The organism is Gemmobacter denitrificans (assembly GCF_036964905.1).
GTDB lineage: Bacteria > Pseudomonadota > Alphaproteobacteria > Rhodobacterales > Rhodobacteraceae > Gemmobacter > Gemmobacter denitrificans.
In genome coordinates this window covers 175,080-193,829 of sequence record NZ_JBALHR010000001.1, presented here as the reverse complement: position 1 = coordinate 193,829, position 18,750 = coordinate 175,080, and the positions used below count along the sequence as shown (strand labels likewise).

General features: G+C 64.0%; 16 protein-coding genes. 9 read left to right on the top strand and 7 right to left on the bottom strand.

What is annotated here, in order from left to right:
- The first annotated feature begins 64 nt into the window (after window positions 1–64).
- Window positions 65–1,531 (top strand): amidophosphoribosyltransferase, encoded by a 1,467-nt coding sequence (gene purF, locus V6590_RS00945; RefSeq protein ID WP_335418193.1) that lies wholly within the window; start codon window positions 65–67, stop codon window positions 1,529–1,531.
- A 158-nt stretch (window positions 1,532–1,689) separates the two neighbouring features.
- Window positions 1,690–2,364 (top strand): SDR family oxidoreductase, encoded by a 675-nt coding sequence (locus V6590_RS00940; protein ID WP_335418190.1) that lies wholly within the window; start codon window positions 1,690–1,692, stop codon window positions 2,362–2,364.
- Here V6590_RS00940 and V6590_RS00935 read toward each other — a convergent pair.
- The 6 genes from V6590_RS00935 to V6590_RS00910 all read right to left on the bottom strand — a co-directional run bounded on the left by V6590_RS00935 (window position 2,361) and on the right by V6590_RS00910 (window position 12,269).
- Complete coding sequence (locus V6590_RS00935; RefSeq protein ID WP_335418187.1) at window positions 2,361–3,260, bottom strand: NAD(P)-dependent oxidoreductase; 900 nt, start codon at window positions 3,258–3,260, stop codon at window positions 2,361–2,363. The two genes, V6590_RS00940 and V6590_RS00935, sit on opposite strands and share 4 nt — an antisense overlap.
- Window positions 3,261–4,694: an aldehyde dehydrogenase family protein gene (locus V6590_RS00930; protein ID WP_335418183.1), complete on the bottom strand. Its 1,434-nt coding sequence runs from the start codon at window positions 4,692–4,694 to the stop codon at window positions 3,261–3,263. It lies immediately after the preceding gene.
- A 5-nt stretch (window positions 4,695–4,699) separates the two neighbouring features.
- Window positions 4,700–6,253, bottom strand: coding sequence for a trimethylamine methyltransferase family protein (locus V6590_RS00925; RefSeq protein ID WP_335418181.1), 1,554 nt, complete (start codon window positions 6,251–6,253; stop codon window positions 4,700–4,702).
- A gap of 90 nt (window positions 6,254–6,343) precedes the next feature.
- On the bottom strand, window positions 6,344–8,800 hold the full coding sequence (locus V6590_RS00920) for a GcvT family protein (protein ID WP_335419342.1): 2,457 nt from the start codon (window positions 8,798–8,800) through the stop codon (window positions 6,344–6,346).
- Window positions 8,794–9,831: a zinc-binding dehydrogenase gene (locus V6590_RS00915; RefSeq protein WP_335418178.1), complete on the bottom strand. Its 1,038-nt coding sequence runs from the start codon at window positions 9,829–9,831 to the stop codon at window positions 8,794–8,796. Before V6590_RS00915 ends, V6590_RS00920 begins: the two co-directional genes overlap by 7 nt.
- The gene (locus V6590_RS00910; protein ID WP_335418175.1) at window positions 9,828–12,269 is read right to left on the bottom strand and encodes a GcvT family protein; all 2,442 of its coding nucleotides are present in this window, start codon (window positions 12,267–12,269) and stop codon (window positions 9,828–9,830) included. The genes V6590_RS00915 and V6590_RS00910 overlap by 4 nt, the downstream gene beginning before the upstream one ends.
- A 99-nt stretch (window positions 12,270–12,368) precedes the next feature.
- Between V6590_RS00910 and V6590_RS00905 the strand changes: the two genes are divergently transcribed.
- The 7 genes from V6590_RS00905 (at window position 12,369) to V6590_RS00875 (ending at window position 18,141) form a co-directional block, all read left to right on the top strand.
- Complete coding sequence (locus V6590_RS00905; protein ID WP_335418172.1) at window positions 12,369–13,226, top strand: LysR family transcriptional regulator; 858 nt, start codon at window positions 12,369–12,371, stop codon at window positions 13,224–13,226.
- Window positions 13,227–13,289: 63 nt separating this feature from the next.
- On the top strand, window positions 13,290–14,228 hold the full coding sequence (locus V6590_RS00900; protein WP_335418169.1) for an acyltransferase family protein: 939 nt from the start codon (window positions 13,290–13,292) through the stop codon (window positions 14,226–14,228).
- A gap of 85 nt (window positions 14,229–14,313) precedes the next feature.
- Complete coding sequence (locus V6590_RS00895; protein WP_335418164.1) at window positions 14,314–14,676, top strand: SUF system Fe-S cluster assembly protein; 363 nt, start codon at window positions 14,314–14,316, stop codon at window positions 14,674–14,676.
- 85 nt (window positions 14,677–14,761) lie between these two features.
- Window positions 14,762–15,121: a HesB/IscA family protein gene (locus V6590_RS00890; protein ID WP_335418161.1), complete on the top strand. Its 360-nt coding sequence runs from the start codon at window positions 14,762–14,764 to the stop codon at window positions 15,119–15,121.
- A gap of 82 nt (window positions 15,122–15,203) precedes the next feature.
- A complete protein-coding gene (gene tpiA / locus V6590_RS00885; RefSeq protein ID WP_335418159.1) occupies window positions 15,204–15,962 on the top strand; it encodes a triose-phosphate isomerase in 759 nt (252 codons plus the stop codon).
- A gap of 100 nt (window positions 15,963–16,062) precedes the next feature.
- Window positions 16,063–16,950, top strand: coding sequence for a DMT family transporter (locus tag V6590_RS00880; RefSeq protein ID WP_335418156.1), 888 nt, complete (start codon window positions 16,063–16,065; stop codon window positions 16,948–16,950).
- 6 nt (window positions 16,951–16,956) lie between these two features.
- Window positions 16,957–18,141 (top strand): cytochrome P450, encoded by a 1,185-nt coding sequence (locus V6590_RS00875; RefSeq protein ID WP_335418153.1) that lies wholly within the window; start codon window positions 16,957–16,959, stop codon window positions 18,139–18,141.
- Window positions 18,142–18,189: 48 nt separating this feature from the next.
- Here the strand turns inward: V6590_RS00875 and V6590_RS00870 are convergent, their stop codons facing one another.
- Window positions 18,190–18,651: an Lrp/AsnC family transcriptional regulator gene (locus V6590_RS00870; RefSeq protein WP_335418151.1), complete on the bottom strand. Its 462-nt coding sequence runs from the start codon at window positions 18,649–18,651 to the stop codon at window positions 18,190–18,192.
- Window positions 18,652–18,750: the final 99 nt, after the last annotated feature.

Genomic DNA, 18,750 nt, shown 5'->3' with positions numbered 1-18,750 from the left:
GTGACACTCACGCCCCTTCGCATTACTAGGGGCACAACCCGCCCCTTCGGATTCGGAGAGCCAGATGACGCGCTTCCTCAGCACCCCGTTCGACGACGACAAGCTGAAGGAGGAGTGCGGCGTTTTCGGCGTGATCGGTGTGACCGATGCCGCCAATTTCGTGGCGCTCGGCCTGCATGCGCTGCAGCATCGCGGTCAGGAAGCCGGCGGCATTGTCAGCTATGACCCGGAACAGGGGTTCAATTCCGCCCGCCGCTTTGGCTATGTGCGCGACAATTTCACCAAGGCCGATGTGATGGACACGCTGCCCGGTGAACTGGCGATCGGCCATGTGCGCTATTCCACCGCCGGATCGAAGGGGGCCACCGCCATCCGCGATGTGCAGCCCTTCTTTGGCGAATTTTCCATGGGCGGCGCGGCGATTGCCCATAACGGCAACCTGACCAATGCAAGCGCCCTGCGCAAGGAACTGATCGAACGCGGGTCGATCTTCCAGTCGTCATCAGACAGCGAATGCATCATTCACCTGATGGCGCGCTCGATCCAGACCAACATTGCCGAACGGATCAAGGATGCGCTGCGCCGGGTCGAAGGGGCCTTCAGCGTCATCGCCATGACCCGGACCAAGCTGATCGGCGTGCGCGATCCGCATGGCGTGCGCCCGCTGGTTCTGGGCCGGATTTCCGATCACGGCTGGGCGCTGTCATCGGAAACCTGCGGACTCGACATCATCGGGGCCGAATTCGTGCGGGAAATCGACCCAGGCGAAATGGTCATCATCGAAGGCAACAAGATCACCTCGACCCGGCCTTTCACCCAGGCCCCGTCGCGGTTCTGCATCTTTGAACAGGTCTATTTCTCGCGCCCTGACAGCATTCTTCAGGGCCGGTCGGTCTATGAAACGCGCCGCCAGATCGGCGTGGAACTGGCCAAGGAAGCCCCGGTCGAGGCCGATCTGGTCTGCCCCGTCCCTGACAGCGGCACCCCGGCGGCCATTGGCTACAGCCAGCAATCGGGCATCCCCTATGCCATGGGGATAATCCGCAACCAGTATATGGGCCGCACCTTCATCGAACCGACCGAGCAGATCCGCAACATGGGCGTGCGGCTGAAGCTGAACGTGAACCGCGCGCTCATCAAGGGCAAGCGGGTGATCCTGGTCGATGACTCGGTCGTGCGCGGCACCACATCGCGCAAGATCAAGGACATGATCCTGGATGCCGGCGCGGCCGAGGTGCATTTCCGCATTGCCTCGCCCCCGACGGCCTGGCCCTGCTTCTATGGGGTCGATACGCCGGAACGATCCAAACTGCTGGCGGCGACCATGACCGAAGATGAAATGCGCGACTGGATCGGGGTCAACAGCCTTAAGTTCATCTCGCTGGACGGGCTGTATCGCGCCGCTGGCGAAGCACAAGGCCGCGATCCGAAGGCCCCGCGCTTCTGTGATGCCTGTTTCTCGGGCGAATATCCGATCCCGCCTTCGGACAAGCTGGCCGAAGGTTTCGAGATGTTGCAGCCCGCCGATTGACAGCGAAGGCTGGTTTCGGGCCAGGTTGCCCAGATGCGGCAACCGGTCCCTGATTGCCATCTTGCCTCTTGCTGCGCGTCCCAATATCCCACGGAAACCGGGGCCCGGGTCTGGCACCCCCGGCCTTTGCCTCATCCGCCGAACCGGAGCCTTCGCCCATGACCACCGCATCCGCCCGCCGTATTGCCCTTGTGACCGGTGCCTCGCGCGGGCTTGGCTTCGCCATGGCCGAGGAACTGGCCGCTCGCGGCTGGCATGTGGTCGCGCTGGCCCGCACCGTGGGCGGGCTGGAAGATCTGGATGATCGGGTCAAGGCCAAGCGCCAGCCCGGAGCGGGCGAAATGACGCTGGCCCCGATGGACATCACGCAGGATGACGCGCTGTCCCATCTCTGCCGGTCGATCCATGATCGCTGGGGCAAGCTTGATCTCTGGGTTCATGCCGCGATCCATGCCGCACCCTTGGCGCCGGCGCCGTTCATCGACCAGAAGGACTGGGACAAGTCGGTCGCCATCAATGCCCGCGCAACCGGCATCCTGATCCCGATGGTGGAGCCGCTGCTGCAAGCCGCAGAGACCCGCGCCACTGCGATGTTTCTGGACGATCCGCGGGCCGGAGAGATGTATTTCGGGGCCTATGGGGCCAGCAAGGCCGCGCAGATGGCGCTGGCGCGCAGCTGGCAGAAGGAAACAGCCAAGGTCGGCCCCCGCGTGCTGATTGCCACCCCTGCCCCGATGGCCACCGCAACCCGCGCCCGGTTCTTCCCGGGCGAGGACCGCGCGGCGCTGGCCGATATCGGGGCCGAGGCCGCGCGGCTGGTTGATCTGATCTAGGTCAGCCGGGCCGGGAAGCCTTCGGCCCGCAGATCGGTGCCCAGCAGGTCTTCCAGCAGTTTCACGATCTGGGTCGATTGCGCAGCCCCCCCATAGGCCGCCTTGCCTTTCAGGAAGGTCTGATTGGTCAGGGACGCCAGGTCCAGCGGCACGCCGAATTCCTTGCCAAAGCCCATGGCAAAGCCCAGATCCTTCAGCGCAAGATCCATGGTGAAGGCGATATCATAGCTGCCGTTCAGGATCAGCTGGCCTTCGGTTTCATGCACGAAACTGGTGCCGCTGGAGGCGCGGATGGCCTCCCACGCGGTTTTCAGGTCCAGCCCGCCACGCTTGGCCAACATCAGCGCCTCGCCATCTGCAACCAGATGGATGAAGGCCAGCATATTGGTGATGACCTTGATCACCGCCGCCGAGCCCAGCGGCCCCATGTGGAAGTGCTGGCCGCCAATGGCGGAAAGCGCGCGGTGATGTTCGTCATAAAGCGCGCGATCGCCGCCCACCAGCACGGTGATCTCGCCCCGCGCCGCCAGATGCACCCCGCCTGTTACCGGGGCCTCCAGCATGCGGATACCCTGTTCCGCCGCCAGCTGGCCCAGACGCAGAACGTCTTCACGACCCAGCGTCGAGTTTTCGATCCAGGTGGCACCCGGTTTCATCGCAGGCAGCAACTGTGCCAGCACCACTTCGGACACTTGCGGCGAGGGCAGGCAGGTGAACACATGGTCCACCGCCGCACCCAGTTCTGCGGGCGATTGCGCAACATGCGCGCCCATGGCCCGGTGGCGTTCCGCCAGCGCCGGATCGCGGTCATAGACCGTCACCTCGAACCCTTCCCGGATCAGGCTGGCCGCCAGATGGCCCCCCAGATTGCCGAGCCCGATATAGCCGTAATGCATTCAGTCCTCCCCAAAACCGACCAGCGCCTTGACCTCGCAGAAGTCATGGATGCCCCAGCCGGCATATTCCCGGCCATTGCCGGATTGCTTGTAGCCGCCGAAAGGCGCGAAAGTGTCCCAGTCGGGGTAGTTCAGGTTCACCTGACCGGCGCGCAGGCGACGACCAATGGCGCGCGCCTCGGCAATTTCGCCCTGAACATAGGCCGCAAGCCCGTAAACCGTGTCATTGGCCATTGCCACGGCCTCGTCTTCGCTGTCATAGGGGATGATCGCCAGCACGGGGCCAAAGATTTCCTCGCGCGCGATGGTCATCTGGTTGGTCACATGGCCAAAGATGGTGGGCCGCACGAACCAGCCCCGGTTCAGCCCCGCAGGGCGGCCAAGCCCGCCACAGACCAGCGTGGCCCCTTCCTCGATCCCCTTGGCGATCAGGCCCTGCACCTTGTCAAACTGCAGCTTGCTGATCAGCGGCCCCATGGTGGTGGCGCTGTCCGCCGGATCGCCGACCACCACGGCCTCGGCGGTGGCGCGGGCAATCTCCAGCGCGGCATCATGGCTTTCGCGCGGCACGAACATGCGGGTGGGGGCGTCGCAGCTTTGGCCCGTATTGCCAAAGCAGCCTTCGACCCCGCCCGCCACTGCGGTCTGCAGATCGGCCGACCGCAGGATGATATTGGCCGATTTCCCGCCCAGTTCCTGTGCCACCCGCTTGACAGTGGGCGCAGCCGCCGCGGCAACGGCCGTTCCGGCGCGCGTCGATCCGGTGAAGCTGACCATATCCACCTCGGGGTGGCAGGACAGCCGCGCCCCCACAACCGGCCCCGTGCCCTGCACCAGATTGAACACACCGGGCGGCAGGCCCGCCGCATCGCAGATCTCGGCAAACAGCGCGCCTGACAGCGGGGCGATTTCCGAAGGTTTCAGAACCATGGTGCAGCCCGCCAGCAATGCAGGCGCCACCTTGCAGGCGATCTGGTTCATCGGCCAGTTCCATGGCGTGATGAGCGCGCAGACACCGATGCCTTCATAGATGATCCGGGTCGTTCCGCGCGAATATTCCCAGGCCATTTCCTCGGCCGCCTGGATGGTGCTTTCGATATGCACCTGCCCGGCCCAGGCCTGTGCGCCTCGCGCCCATTCGATCGGGGCGCCCATTTCAAGGCTCATGGCCTGGGCGAAATCTTCATAGCGATCATTGTAAATCGCAAGGATGCGTTTCACGGCGGCGATGCGGTCGCCCACAGGCGTTGCGCACCAGCCGTCAAAGGCTGCCCGCGCCGCCAGAACGGCGCGATCGGCATCGGCCTCGGACCCCAGCGGAAGCTGGGCCACGATATCCTCGGTCGCCGGATTTTCAACGCCGATCCGTTCGGTTCCCAGCGGTTCGACCCACTGGCCATTGATATAGAATCTGGAAATTTGCGCAGGGATCATCTGGGTCACCGGAAGTGGATGTTGAATTTGGCGCGGATGGCGGCGTCGATCTCGGGCGCGATCTGGCATCCCGCCTTGGCAAGGATTTCATTCTTGCGCGCAATGGCTCGATCCAGCAAGACAGGTTTGCCGGCTTCGTTCCATTCCTTGGGTGACATGCGGTTGCCCACGACCGGATAGACATATTCGGTCTGCATCAGTTGCAGCGTCTGATCCGACCCAAGGTAATGGCCCGGCCCGCCAAGACAGACCGATTTCATCGCCTCGATCGAGGTGGAATCGGTGGTCACATCAATGCCGCGCACCAGCCGCATGACCTGGCCCAGAATGTCATCGCCCATGATCAGGCTTTCCAGGCAGAAGCCCAGCAGCGAGGCGTGCATACCGACCGATTCATAGCACATGTTCAGGCCCGACAGACCCGCCAGCGTATTGGTGATGGCCTGCTCCCACCCGGCCTGCATGTCGGGCAGCTTGCTGTCGGAAATGCCGCTCGCCGCCCCGCCCGGCAGATTGTAGAACCGGTGCATCTGCGCGCAGCCCGCCGAAAGCAGTGCCTGCTCCGCGCTGCCGCCCGACATGGCACCGGTGCGCAGATCGCTGACAAAGGGCCATGTGCCAAAGATCGCCGGGGCGCCGGGCTTGATCGCATTCACATAGACCACCCCCGACAGACATTCCGCCATGGCCTGCACGATGGCCAGTGCGATGGGCGCAGGGGCCGTGGCCCCGGCCTGCCCCGCGCTCAGCAGCAGGACCGGCATGCCGCGGCGCACGCAATCTTCCATCACCATGCAACTTTCTTCGGCGAATTTCATCGGCGGCACGACAAAGCAATTGGAATTGCTGACAAAGGGACGCGCGCGCCAGGCTTCTTCGCCACCTGCCACCATATGCAGCAGATCGAAACACCCCGCCACATGACTGGGATCGCTGAAGGACGTGCCGACATGCTTCTTGGTGCCCGCAAGGCAGCCATACAGCGTGTTCACATCCATGTCGAAATTGTCCACCACATCGCGGCAGACCATGGTGCGTTGATAGAAGTGGATATTGTCCAGATTCTGCACCAGTCGCGCAGCATCATAGAGGTCTTGCGCCGTGGAATCGCGATATTCATGCGTGACCGGATCGACGATATGCACCGCCGCCCCAGCGGTGCCGAAATGCACATTGGTGCCCGACAGGTGCAGATCGTATTTTTCGTCGCGGCCATGCAGGGTGATGTCGCGCGCGGCCTTGGCCAGCATGTCCTCGACCAGCGCACGGGGAAAGCGGATGCGACCGTCATCGCCCTGCACAGCGCCGGCCCCCGTCAGGATTTCAACCCCCGATTTCGGCGCATTGGCCAGGCCGATCACCTCCAGCGCGTCAAGCGCTGCGGCATGGATCTGCGCCACACCATCATCGGTCAGCGGGCGGTACTGGCCGCCCGGCAGGCCGGGCCGCACCGGGCGCAGTGCTTCGGCCAAGGGGGCCGCGCGTTCCGCCACCCGCGCCGCCCGCCCGCCGGATCGCCGCGCCCGTGCCGGTTCGCAGATTTCGCCCAGATCGGTCATGTCCATCTCCTCGCCTGCATTTTCAACTTCATGTTTTCTGAAAGCTACACGCTGCAACACCGCGTCAGCCTTGAATTTTTCGGCCCGACTTCAGGCGCGTACCCGCATCGATTGCGGGTCATGCAGCGGGGCCAGCGACACTTCGGCCGCATGGCGCACCCCTGCCACTTCGATTTCGTAGCGCGATCCCAGAATTTCGGCCTCTGACTGCCCGGCGCAGGGCACATAGCCCATCCCGATCGCCCCGCCGAGGTAATGGCCATAATTCCCGCTGGTCACCGGGCCGACGATCTTGCCATCGCGCACGATCGCTTCGTTATGGAACAGAAGCGGGGCCGGGTCTTTCAGGCGGAATTGCAGCATCCGGCGCGCAAGCCCGGCCTCTTCGCGGCGCAACACGGCATCGCGGCCAAGGAAGGTGGCCTTCTTGCGGCTGACGGTAAAGCCCAGGCCCGCCTCCAGCACATGATCTTCGTCGGTGATGTCATGGCCCCAATGGCGATAGGCTTTTTCGATGCGGCAACTGTCCAGCGTGTGCAGCCCGCACAGCTTCATCCCCAGATCGGCGCCGGCCTCTTCCAGAGCTTCGAACACATGGGCTGTCTGGTCGGTGCTGACATAAAGCTCCCATCCCAATTCACCGACATAGGTCACGCGATGGGCACGGGCCAGCCCCATGCCGATCTCGATTTCCCGCGCAGTTCCAAAGGGATGTGCAGCATTGCTAAAGTCGTTTGGCGACACGCGCGCCATCAGGTCGCGCGCCTTCGGCCCCATGACACAGAGCACGGATTCCGCCGCCGTCATATCGGTGATGATGGCCAGATCATCGCCCAGATTGGCCCGCAACCAGGCCAGGTTGCGCTGCAAGGTGGCCCCCGGCACCACCAGCAGGAAGGCGGTTTCCGAAAGGCGCGTGACCGTCAGGTCGGCCTCGATCCCGCCGCGATCGTTCAACAGCATGGTATAGACGATCCGCCCCGCCGCCACATCCATCTGTGCCGAACACAGCCGGTTCAGAAAATCCAGCGCCCCCGGACCTTCGACGCGGATCTTGCCAAAGCTGGTCATGTCAAAGAAGCCGACACCTTCGCGCACGGCCATATGTTCTTCACGCTGGTTGTCGAACCAGTTCTGCCGCTGCCAGCTGTAGCGATAGTCCCGCTCTTGCCCCGGTCGCGCGAACCAGTTGGCGCGTTCCCATCCCGCCACCTCGCCAAAGACTGCACCGCGCGCCTTCAGATGGTCGTGCAGCGGGCTGCGCCGCACGCCCCGCGCCGTGGCCATCTGGCGATAGGGGAAGTGATCGGCATAAAGCAGGCCCAGCGTTTCGGTGACGCGTTCCTTCAGATAGCGGCGGTTCTTCTGGAAGGGTTGGGCGCGGCGAATATCCACCTCCCACAGATCGAAGGGCGGCTCGCCTTCGGTGATCCAATGGGCCAGCGCCATGCCCGCGCCGCCGCTGCTGGCAATCCCGACCGAATTGTAACCCGCCGCTACCCAGTAGCCGCCCAGTTCCGGCGCTTCGCCCAGATAATAGCGGTCATCGGGGGTAAAGCTTTCCGGGCCGTTGAAGAAGGTATGAATGCCTGCGGTCTGGAACAGCGGCATCCGGTTCATGGCATTTTCCAGAATGGGCTGGAAATGATCCCAATCCTCGGGCAGCGTGTCGAATTCGAAATCCTCACGGATGCCGCCCATGCCCCAGGGTTTGGCCACCGGCTCGAACGCGCCGACCATCATCTTGCCCGCATCGGATTTGTAATAGGTGCATTCATCCGGCACCCGCAGCACCGGCATATGGCCCAGACCTTCCACCGGTTCGGTGATGAGATAGAAATGCTCGCAGGCATGCAACGGCAGGGTCACGCCATTTTCGGCGGCCAGATCACGCCCCCACATGCCGCCGCAATTGATGACGACATCGGCGGCGATATGGCCCGCTTCGTCGCCCATCTGCCAGTTGACGCCAGTCACCCGGCGGCCCTTTGGTCCGATGTTTTCGGTGACACCGGTGACCTTGACCCCTTCCACAACCCGCGCACCGCGCATCCGCGCGCCCTTGGCCAGCGCCATCGCGATATTGGCCGGATCGCATTGCCCATCCAGGGGCAGATGGACCGCGCCCACCACGCCATCGGTGTTCAGATGTGGATACATCGCCTTGACATCCGAGGGGCTGATTTCGGTCACATCCACATCGAAGATGCGCGCCACCGTTGCCTGGCGCAGCAATTCCTCATGCCGTTCGCGCGTCAGCGCGACCGAGATGGAGCCAACCTGCCGCATCCCGGTTTCCACCCCGGTTTCCGCCGCCAGCTTGACGTAAAGATCGGCGGAATACTTGGCCAGCCGCGTCATGTTGGCTGAACCGCGCAACTGCCCGATCAGCCCCGCCGCATGCCATGTGGTGCCCGAGGTCAGCCGCTTGCGCTCCAGCAGGACGATATCGGTCCAGCCCGCCTTGGCCAGATGATAGGCCACCGAACAGCCTGACACCCCACCCCCGATGATGACGGCGCGGGCTTTGCTTGGCAGGGTCATGATGTGGTCTCCGGGGGAATGAGGACAAGCTTGCCGGGATAGCGCCCGGCCTCCAGATCGGATTGCGCGCGGGCAATGTCGCGCAGCGGATAGGTGTTCGACACCACGGGGCGGATGCGCCCGGTATTGATGATCGTGACAAGCCCCGCGAAGACCTCGCGCGGCTGATGGGTTGCGCCGAGGATGGTCAGGTCATTCAGATAGACCCGCCGCAGATCGCCCTTCACCATCGGCCCCGCGACGGCCCCGCTGGTGGCATAGCGTCCGCCGGGGCGCAGCGCATCCAGCCTGTCCTGCCAGCCATCGCCCCCGACCACATCAATCACCACATCAAAGGCGCGGGGCGGTGGCGCAGTGTCGCGGCCCAGTATCTGCGCGCCAAAGCCCCGCAAGGGCGCGGATTTCGACAGGCTGCATTGCGCGGTCACCTCGGCCCCGCGCAACAGCGCCAGTTGCACCGCTGCCAGCCCGACGCCGCCCGAAGCCCCGGTGACCAGCACCCGTTCACCCACCGCCACCTGTGCCCGGGTCAGCAGATTGTGGGCCGTACCATAGGCACAGGGCATGGCCCCGATTTCGATATCGCTAAGCGGCGAAGCGGTCACATCATGCAGATGCCGCGCCTTCAGCAGGCAGTATTGCGCGAACGCCCCGTCGAATTCGGACCCGATAGAGACAAAATGGATCGGGTTTGCCGCATTCGGTTCATGCTGATTGGTCGGGCAGATCACCCGCGCGCCCAGAGGCAGGTCCGCCACATCCCGGCCCAGGGCGACAATCCGCCCGCAGAGATCAGACCCCTGAATGCGGGGGAAGGCCATCTCTCCAGCCCAGCCCGCCGCACGACCTTCGCCCCCATACCACCCCTTGCGGGTGTTCAGATCGGTCATGTTGACGCCTGCCGCCAGCACGCGCACCAGCACCTCGCCCGTAGCGGGGCGCGGCACGGGGATATCCTCGCGCCAGACTAGCGCCTCGGGCCCGCCATGGCCGGTCAGTTGCACGCCGCACATCCGGTCAGGCAGGCCGGTCATGCCCGCAGCCGGGCATTTGCCGGATCCCACAGCGGGGCATCTGCCTGCACCGTGGCCGGATAAAGCTGGCCGAAGATTTCCACCTCAACCGACGTGCCGGGCTGGTTCAGATCGGCGCGCAGCATACCCAGCCCGATACAGGCCCCGACCCGATGGCCGAAATAGCCGCTGGTCAGTTCACCCACCACCTGCCCCTTGTGCCAGATGGTAGACATGTAGGGCGGGTCGCAATCGCCCGCGTCGATTACCAGCGTGCAGAAGCGCTTGGCCACCCCGGCCTGGCGTTCGGCCTCCAGCGCGGCCTTGCCGCGGAATTCTGGCTTGGCCCAATCGACAAACCGGTCAAGACCGCCCTGCAGCACGGTGTAATCGGTCGAAAGATCGCCCTTCCAGGCCCGATAGCCCTTTTCCACCCGCAGCGAATTCAGCGCGAACATGCCAAAGGGTTTCAGCCCCATCGGCGTGCCCGCCGCCATCACTGCATCCCAGACTTGGGGCGTATCGGCGCGGCGGGAATGGATTTCCCAACCCAGTTCACCAGCGAAAGACACCCGGCAGAGCCAGACCTCGGCCCCGGCAATCGTGCCGGTCTGATGGGTCAGCCAGCCGCGCGCCAGATCGGCGGTGGCGACCTGCGCCAGTATCTCCCGTGCCTTGGGCCCGGTCAGGATCTGGGTGGACCATTCATCGCTATGGTCGGTCAGGGTCAGGCCCGGGGCCAGATGCTTTTGCAGCCATTCCCGATCATGCGACTGGGCAGTGGCGGCGGTGATCAGGGTGAATTCCTCTTCGGCAAGCCGGGCCACCGACATTTCGGTGACGATCCGCCCCTTGGCATCGGCGAAATAGGCCAGCCCCAGCCGCCCGACCGAAGGCAGCTTGCCGGTGATCTGCCGGGCCAGCCAATCGGCGGCGCCGTCCCCCGTCAGCCGGAAGCGCGAAAAGCCCGGCAGGTCCAGGATACCCGCCGCATCGCGCACCGCTTCGCATTCCGCCTTGACCGCGTTGAACCATGGCCCCTGACGATCCCATGTGCGCTGCGCGTCCCCCGAAGTATCATCGCCCGGGCGGGCATACCACAACGCGCGTTCCCAGCCGTTATACGGCCCGAATTGCGCGCCAAGCGCCGCCGTCCGGTCATGCACCGCCGACAGTTTCTTCATCCGGCCTTCGGGCCAGACGTGATGCGGGAAGTGGATGGCATATTCGTGGCCATAGACCTCCATCCCCTTTTTCACGCAGTAATCCGCATCCTCGAACCCGGTGAAGCGGCGCGGATCGCAGGACCACATATCCCATTCCGTGGCACCTTCGGTCACCCATTCGGCCAGAACCTTGCCCGCACCGCCCGCCTGACAGATGCCAAAGGTAAAGACGCAGGCCTCAAACGCATTGGGCACGCCGGGCATCGGGCCGATCAGCGGGTTGCCATCCGGCGTATAGGGGATGGGGCCATTGATGACCTTGGTCAGCGCGGCCTTTTCCAAAAGCGGCACGCGGGCCATGGCATCGGCAATGTGCCATTCCAGCCGCTCCAGATCATCGGGGAAAAGCTGGAAGCTGAAATCCTCGGGGAAGGGATCATCCGGCGTCACCCAATGCGCGCGGCAATTGCCCTCATAGGGCCCAAGGTTGAAGCCGTATTTTTCCTGCCGCAGGTAATAGCTGCTGTCCACATCACGCAAGAGCGGCAGCTTGTGGCCCACCTCGCGCGACCAGCTTTCGATTTCGGGGATCGTGTCGAACAGCATGTATTGATGGCTCATCACCATCATCGGCAGATCGCGCCCGAACCATTTGCCCACTTCGCGGGCGTAATAGCCTGCGGCGTTCACGACGATTTCACAGCGGATATCGCCCTTTGGCGTCTGAACCACCCAGTCATCGCCATCGCGGCGCACGCCTGTGGCCGGGCAGAACCGTTCGATCCGCGCGCCCATCTGCCGAGCCCCCTTGGCCAGCGCCTGAGTCAGCTGGGCCGGATCAATATCGCCATCATTGGGATCATAGAGCGCGCCGGTCAGATCATGGGTCTCCACAAAGGGATAGCGGGTCTTGATCTCGTCTGGCGTCAGGATATCCAGATCCATGCCCTGATAGCGGCCCATGCCGACCACGCGCTTGAACTCCTGCAGCCGTTCGCGGCTATGCCCCAGGCGCACCGATCCGGTAACGTGATAGTTCATCGGATAATCGACCTCGGCGCCCAAGCCGCGATACAGCTGCGCCGAATAGCGCTGCATGTTCATGATCGACCAGCTGGAGGAAAAGGTGGGCACATTGCCCGCCGCATGCCAGGTGGACCCGGCGGTCAGTTCGTTCTTTTCCAGCAGCACGCAATCCGTCCACCCGGCCTTGGCCAGATGATACAGCGCCGAGGCCCCGACGGCGCCCCCCCCGATGATGACGACCCGGGCCGAAGTTGGAAAATCCGCCATGACATGCTCCCTGATTGCGGTCAGTATCGGGCAAGGCATGCGGGGTTTCAATTCGGCGCGACCTGGGGTATTGATCGATAAAACCGATCAGGGGCCGCCATGCAGATCGAACTTCTCGACACTTTTCTGGACCTTTGCGAAACCCGCAGCTTCAACCGCACCGCAGAACGGCTTGGCGTGACGCAAAGCACCGTCTCGGCCCGGATCGCGACGCTGGAAGGGGCAATCGGGGCGCGGCTCTTCGATCGGTCGCGCGCAGGCACCGATCTGACCATGGAAGGCAGCCGGTTCGAGGCCCATGCCCGCAGTCTGCGCCATGAATGGAACGAGGCCCGGCGGCGCATTCAGGTGCCCGACCGCGCGGCGCATCTGGTGCGGCTGGGCATCCAGAACGATCTGGCAGCCCAGCATATCGGCGAATGGGTTGCCGAGTTTCGCCGCGCCCTGCCCGAAACCGCCTTTTACATCGAACCCGATTATTCCAACCAGATGTGCGCCGATCTGCTGACCGGGGTGCAGGATTTTGCGGTGATGTTTTCGCCCAAACCCCACCCCGACCTGCATTTCGAAACGGTGGGCGAAGTGCCCTATGTGATGGTGTCGTCAGAGACCACGCGGCTGGCCGAGGTGGCGCCGGAAAGCTTCATCTTCGCGCATTTCTCGCCCGCATTCGAGGCCATGCACCGTCAGGTCACACCGGAACTGGTCTCTGCGGCGATTTCCGTGGGGCAAAGCGGAACGGTGGCCTCGTTGCTGGGGGCCATGGGGGGCGCGGGCTATGTGCTGGAAAAAACTGCCGAAACTCTGCTGGGCGATGGCCGGTTCCGGCGGGTCGAGGATGCGCCGGTGCTGCGCCAGCCGGTCTATGCCGCGCTGCATCTGCGCCACCGGATCTCGCCCGTGCATCGGCGACTGACGCGGATCGTGCGGCGCAGGCTGGCGGGGCGCGAAACCTGACAGGTGGCTTGCCGCCGCGGCGCCGCCGTGGTTTGACGGCACTGCCAGACCGGAGAGCCCACCATGACCAACCCTGCCCGCAGCCGGGCGCTGGACCTGCTGAAAATCGCCATGGCCATCGCGGTTGTGGGCATCCATGCTAATCCGGTTGCGCCCTTGGGGCGCACGGCGATCCTGCTGACCGGCGACGGGCTGTTTCGCATTGCGGTGCCGGTCTTTCTGGTGATCAACGGCTATTTCTTTGCCCAGCTTGCCGAAGGGGCACCCATGCGCGCCTGGCTGAAGCGGCTGGGTTTTCTGTATGTGGCGTGGATGGTGCTGTATCTGCCGGTCAGCTGGCGCAGCTTTGAAGCCCAGCCGCTGACGGGCATCCTGCGCGATGCGGTGCTGGGTTATTGGCATTTGTGGTATCTGTCCGGCACCTTTCTCGCCGGGGCACTAGTCATCCTGATGCGCGGCTGGGGCACGCGCGCGCTGGTTCTGGTGATGCTGACCAGTTTCGGCTGCGGCCTGGCGATTACCTGGGCCGTCTCCTGGGGGGGGATCGAGGGCAAGATCTGGTACCACCGCAACGGGCTGTTTCTATGTCTGCCGTTCTTTCTGGCCGGGCTGTTGATCCGCCGCCATGATCTGGCCGCGCGCTTTTCCCTGCCTGCACTCGGCCTCATGGCGGGCCTTGGCGTGGTGGCGGTTCTGGCGGAATCGCTGCTGCTGTCTGCCCTTGCCCCGCATGGGGTGGCGCATGACAACCTGCTGTCGCTGGCTCTGGCTGCGCCTGCGCTGGTGATGCTGGCACTGCGCCTGCCCCTAGGCTCAGCGGGGCGCGAGTTGGGGCAATATGCCAATGGCATCTATTTCACCCATGTTGCCCCCTGCGCCCTGTTGTTTCGCTATTTCCGCGAGGATCTGAGCCGCCCGGTGATCTTTGCGCTGACGCTCGGGATCGCGCTTGTGATGACCTGGGGCCTGATCCGGTCGGGCCTTGCGCGGCGGTTGCTTTAGCCCGGCCTACAGTTTTTCTGGCGGGCGCTGGACCTTTGCTGCGGCAATCCCTATATAATCGGTCAACTAAACATGCGAGACGCAGATGACCGAGGCCCAGCCGCCGCTTGAAGGCGCCCCCCTGATCAAGCCCTCCAGCACCGACCACACGCTGTATGACAGCGTGGTCGAGGCCTGCCGCACGGTATTCGACCCGGAAATCCCGGTGAATATCTTCGATCTGGGCCTGATCTATACGATTGATATTTCATCAGAAAATATGGTGGATATCATCATGACGCTGACTGCACCGGGCTGCCCGGTGGCGGGGGAAATGCCGGGCTGGGTGGAAAATGCGGTCTCGGCCGTCCCGGGCGTGCAGGATGTGCGGGTACAGATGACCTTCGATCCGCCCTGGGGCATGAACATGATGTCTGACGAGGCGCGGCTGGAACTGGGCTTCATGTAAGCGTCAGCGCGGGCCGAAATGTCGGCCCCCTTGAGGAACCATCCGCGAAATCCTATCTTTGCGGCATAGCAAAAGGATCACTGCGATGTTCGGCATTCCCGGCAAACAGGCCGTCACCCTGACCCCTGCGGCAGCAAAGCAGATCGCGCGCCTGATGGAACGGCAGGGCGCGCGCGGGCTGCGCATCGGGGTCAAGAAGGGCGGCTGCGCGGGCATGGAATACACCATGGACTATGTGGCCGAGCTGAACCCGATGGATGAAGTGGTCGAACAGGATGGCGCGCGCGTGGCCATCGCCCCCATGGCGCAGATGTTCCTGTTCGGCACGGAAATCGACTATCAGGTCAGCGCGCTGGAAGCCTCGTTCAAGTTCAACAATCCGAATGTGGCCGAGGCCTGCGGCTGCGGCGAATCGATCAAGTTCAAGGATCAACCCACCGGCTGATCTGCCCGATGTTTGCGCAACCGCTTTCCCTTGGCGGGTGGTGATGGCATATAGGCCAGACCGCATGCAGAAGGGGATCGCGATGCAGAAGCTGGCCGCCGGGAACTGGAAGATGAATGGCACCGCCGCCGCGTTGGATGAGGTGCGCGCCCTTCTGGCTGCCCACCCTGCCCCGGCCTGCGAAATGCTGCTGTGCCCGCCCGCGACCCTGATCGCGCGGCTGGCTGATCTGGCGGCCGGATCGGCGCTGCGCATCGGCGGGCAGGATTGCCATGCCGCACCCTCGGGTGCACATACCGGGGATATTGCCGCCGCAATGCTGGCCGATGCCGGGGCCAGCCATGTGATCCTGGGCCATTCCGAACGCCGCGCCGATCATGATGAAACCGATGATCAGGTTGCCGCCAAGACCCGCGCCGCATGGGCCACCGGTCTGGTTGCGGTGGTCTGCGTTGGGGAAACCGAGGCCGAACGGGACGCCGGCACCACTCTGGCCGTGGTCGGGCGGCAATTGGCCGGATCGGTGCCGGACGGGGCGACTGCGGCCAACTGCGTGATTGCCTATGAACCGGTCTGGGCCATCGGCACCGGTCGCACGCCCACCCTGCCCGAAATCGCCGAGGTCCATGCCCATTTGCGCGCCACGCTGACCGCCCGTTTTGGTGCAGAGGCGGGCGGGATGCGGCTGTTGTATGGCGGGTCGGTCAAACCGGCGAATGCCGCCGACATCTTCGCATTGCCCGATGTCGATGGGGCGCTGGTGGGCGGGGCAAGTTTGAAGGCCGCCGATTTCGGTGCAATTGTCGCGGCCCTTTCTGAAAGCGCCACTCAGACAGCCTGACGGGAACCGCACTTTCCTTGTCGCCCACTGCCCAGCAACGGGGCGGCAGGTCTGCCAAGTTGTCAGGGTTTCCTGAAGAAAGTCAAAAATTTTGTCGCCCTTGAAGGCCAATCTGCTTTGCCTGTCGTCCATGCTGGTCTGGGCCATGGGCCTGCCTGCTGCGAACTATCTGATCGGGCCGGTGCCGCCCCTGCCACTGACTGCCGCGCGGATGGCGCTGGCAGCCGCGGTGCTTTTGCCGCTGTGGTGGGTCATCGAGGGGCGGCGGGCGCTGACTGCTGCCCCCTGGGGCCGGGGCATCGCCATTGGCTGGCTGATGCTGGGCATGGCGGGTGTGCTGCTGGTGATCGCGCAGTCGCGCACCGATGCGGTGACTGTGGCGGTGATTTCGGCCTCTATGCCGGTGCTGGGCATCGCGCTGGAATGTGTGCTGGACGGGCGGCGGCTGACGGGGCGGCTGGTGGCGGGGCTGGTTCTGTCGCTGACCGGCGGGCTTCTGGCCTATGCCGAGGCGATGGGCAGCTTTCGCCTCGGGCTGGGGGCCGCGGCGGCCTTCGGCTCGATCCTGTGCTATACTTTGGGGTCACGGCTGACGATCACGGTCCTGCCGGGGCTGACACCGCTGGGCCGCACCACATTGACCCTGGCCGGAGCCGCCATCGCCTGTATCGGCGTGGCGTTGGTGGGCCACCTGGCCGACCTTCCGGGGGTGCAATGGCAAGCGCTTGGCCCGCGCGAGGCCCTGGCATTGGCGGTCTTTGCCATTCTTGGCCTGTCGCTGACCCAGCTTCTGTGGATCGCCTCGGTTGGCCATCTGGGTATCGGGCAGGCCTCGCTGCACATGAACGCGGCCCCGTTCTATGTGATGATCTTCCTTTGGCTGCTGGGCGCCGATTGGAACTGGACCCAAGCGCTTGGCGCGGCCATTGTCGGCGCGGGCGTGCTGATCGCGCAAAGCGCCCCTCGCGCGCAATCCCAACCTGTCTGAACCGGCATGCAAACGCTTTCCCAATCCCCGACCGATCCCGCTTTCGTGCAAGACCCCTATCCGTTCTATGAACGCGCCCGTACGGCGGGGCCGTTCTTTCGCTGGGCGGAGTATGACCGGATCAGTTCGGGCAACTTCGCGGCCTGCAATGCGATTTTCCGCGACCGGCGCTTTGGCCGTGAGGTGCCAGCCGACAAACGCAGCCCCGTGCCCGATCATCTGAAACCCTTTTATGCGGTCGAAGCCCATTCCATGCTGGAACTGGAGCCGCCCCGCCATACCCGACTGCGCAGTCTGGTGCTGCGTGCCTTCACCTCGCGCCGGATCGCGGCTTTGCAGCCGGAAATCGCGCAACTGACCCATGATCTGATTGATGCCCTGCCCGAAGGCGAATTTGATCTGCTGCGCCAGTTCGGCCAGCGCCTGCCGGTCATCGTGATTGCCCGGCTTCTGGGCGTACCGGAAAACATGGCAGATGATCTGCTGGGCTGGTCGAATGCCATGGTGGGCATGTATATGGCCGGGCGCGACCGCGCGCGCGAAGATGCGGCTGTCGCCGCGACCGAGGCCTTCGTGGCCTTCATGCGCAGCTATGTCGATGCCCGCCGCGGCACGCCGCGCGACGATCTGATTTCCGCCCTGATCGCGGCGGAACAGGAAGGCGAAAAGCTGACCACCGACGAGTTGATCACCACCTGCATCCTGCTGCTGAATGCCGGGCACGAAGCCACCGTGCACAGCCTTGGCAACGGGGTGAAACGCCTGCTGGAAACGGCCACACCGCCCACCGCGCTGCGCCCCGATTCCGTGGAAGCGACGGTCGAGGAAATCCTGCGCCATGACCCGCCTCTGCATATCTTCACCCGCTGGGCCTATGAAGATGTCGAGGTGATGGGCACCCTGATCCCCAAGGGAACCGAGGTGCAACTGCTGCTGGCCGCCGCCAACCGCGATCCGGGCCAATGGGACGCGCCGGACCAGTTTCTGCCCGGGCGGCCGGTGAAACCCAATCTCAGCTTTGGCATGGGGCTGCATTTCTGCGTCGGTGCGCCGCTGGCACGGCTGGAATTGCAGACCGCCCTGCCCATCCTGTTCGACCGCCTGCCGCGCCTGCGCATGACCGCGCCGCCCAGCTATGGCAATGTGTATCATTTCCATGGCCTGACACGTCTGATGGTCCGCGCGGATTGACCCAAGGGGCGCACGGCACAAGGGGCCGTGCGTCAAGGGGATCGGGCGTCACAAGGGCAGCGCGGTTTCCGACTTGATCTCTTCCATGCTGAGCAATGCCGTCACATTGTGGATCTTCACCTGCGAAATCAGCGCCTGATAGAAGGTGTCATAGGCCCGCGCGTTCTTGACCCGAACCTTGAGGATATAGTCGATATCCCCCGCAAGCCGATGCGCCTCCAGCACCTCGGGGCGGGCGCGCAGGGTTTCCAGAAACCGGCGCTGCCAGTCGGCCTCATGTTCGCTGGTGCGGATCAGCACGAAGAAACACGCCTCAAGCCCCAGCGATTCAGGGTCAAGGATCGCGGTCTGGCGGCGGATCACCCCGGCCTCTTTCATGCGGCGGATGCGATTCCAGACCGGGGTCTTGCTGGAGCCCACCTTGCGGGCGATTTCGTCCAGCGACTGTTCGGCATCCTCCTGCAGTTCGGCAAGGATTTTCCGGTCGATTTCATCCAGACGGGCCGACATTCCGCAAATCTCCGTTTTGGCGGGAACAGGGTTCAGTTTGCCTGCATATACAGAACAAATGTCCTTATCTGCGCGGGCATCTGGCCAAAATCAGGGAAA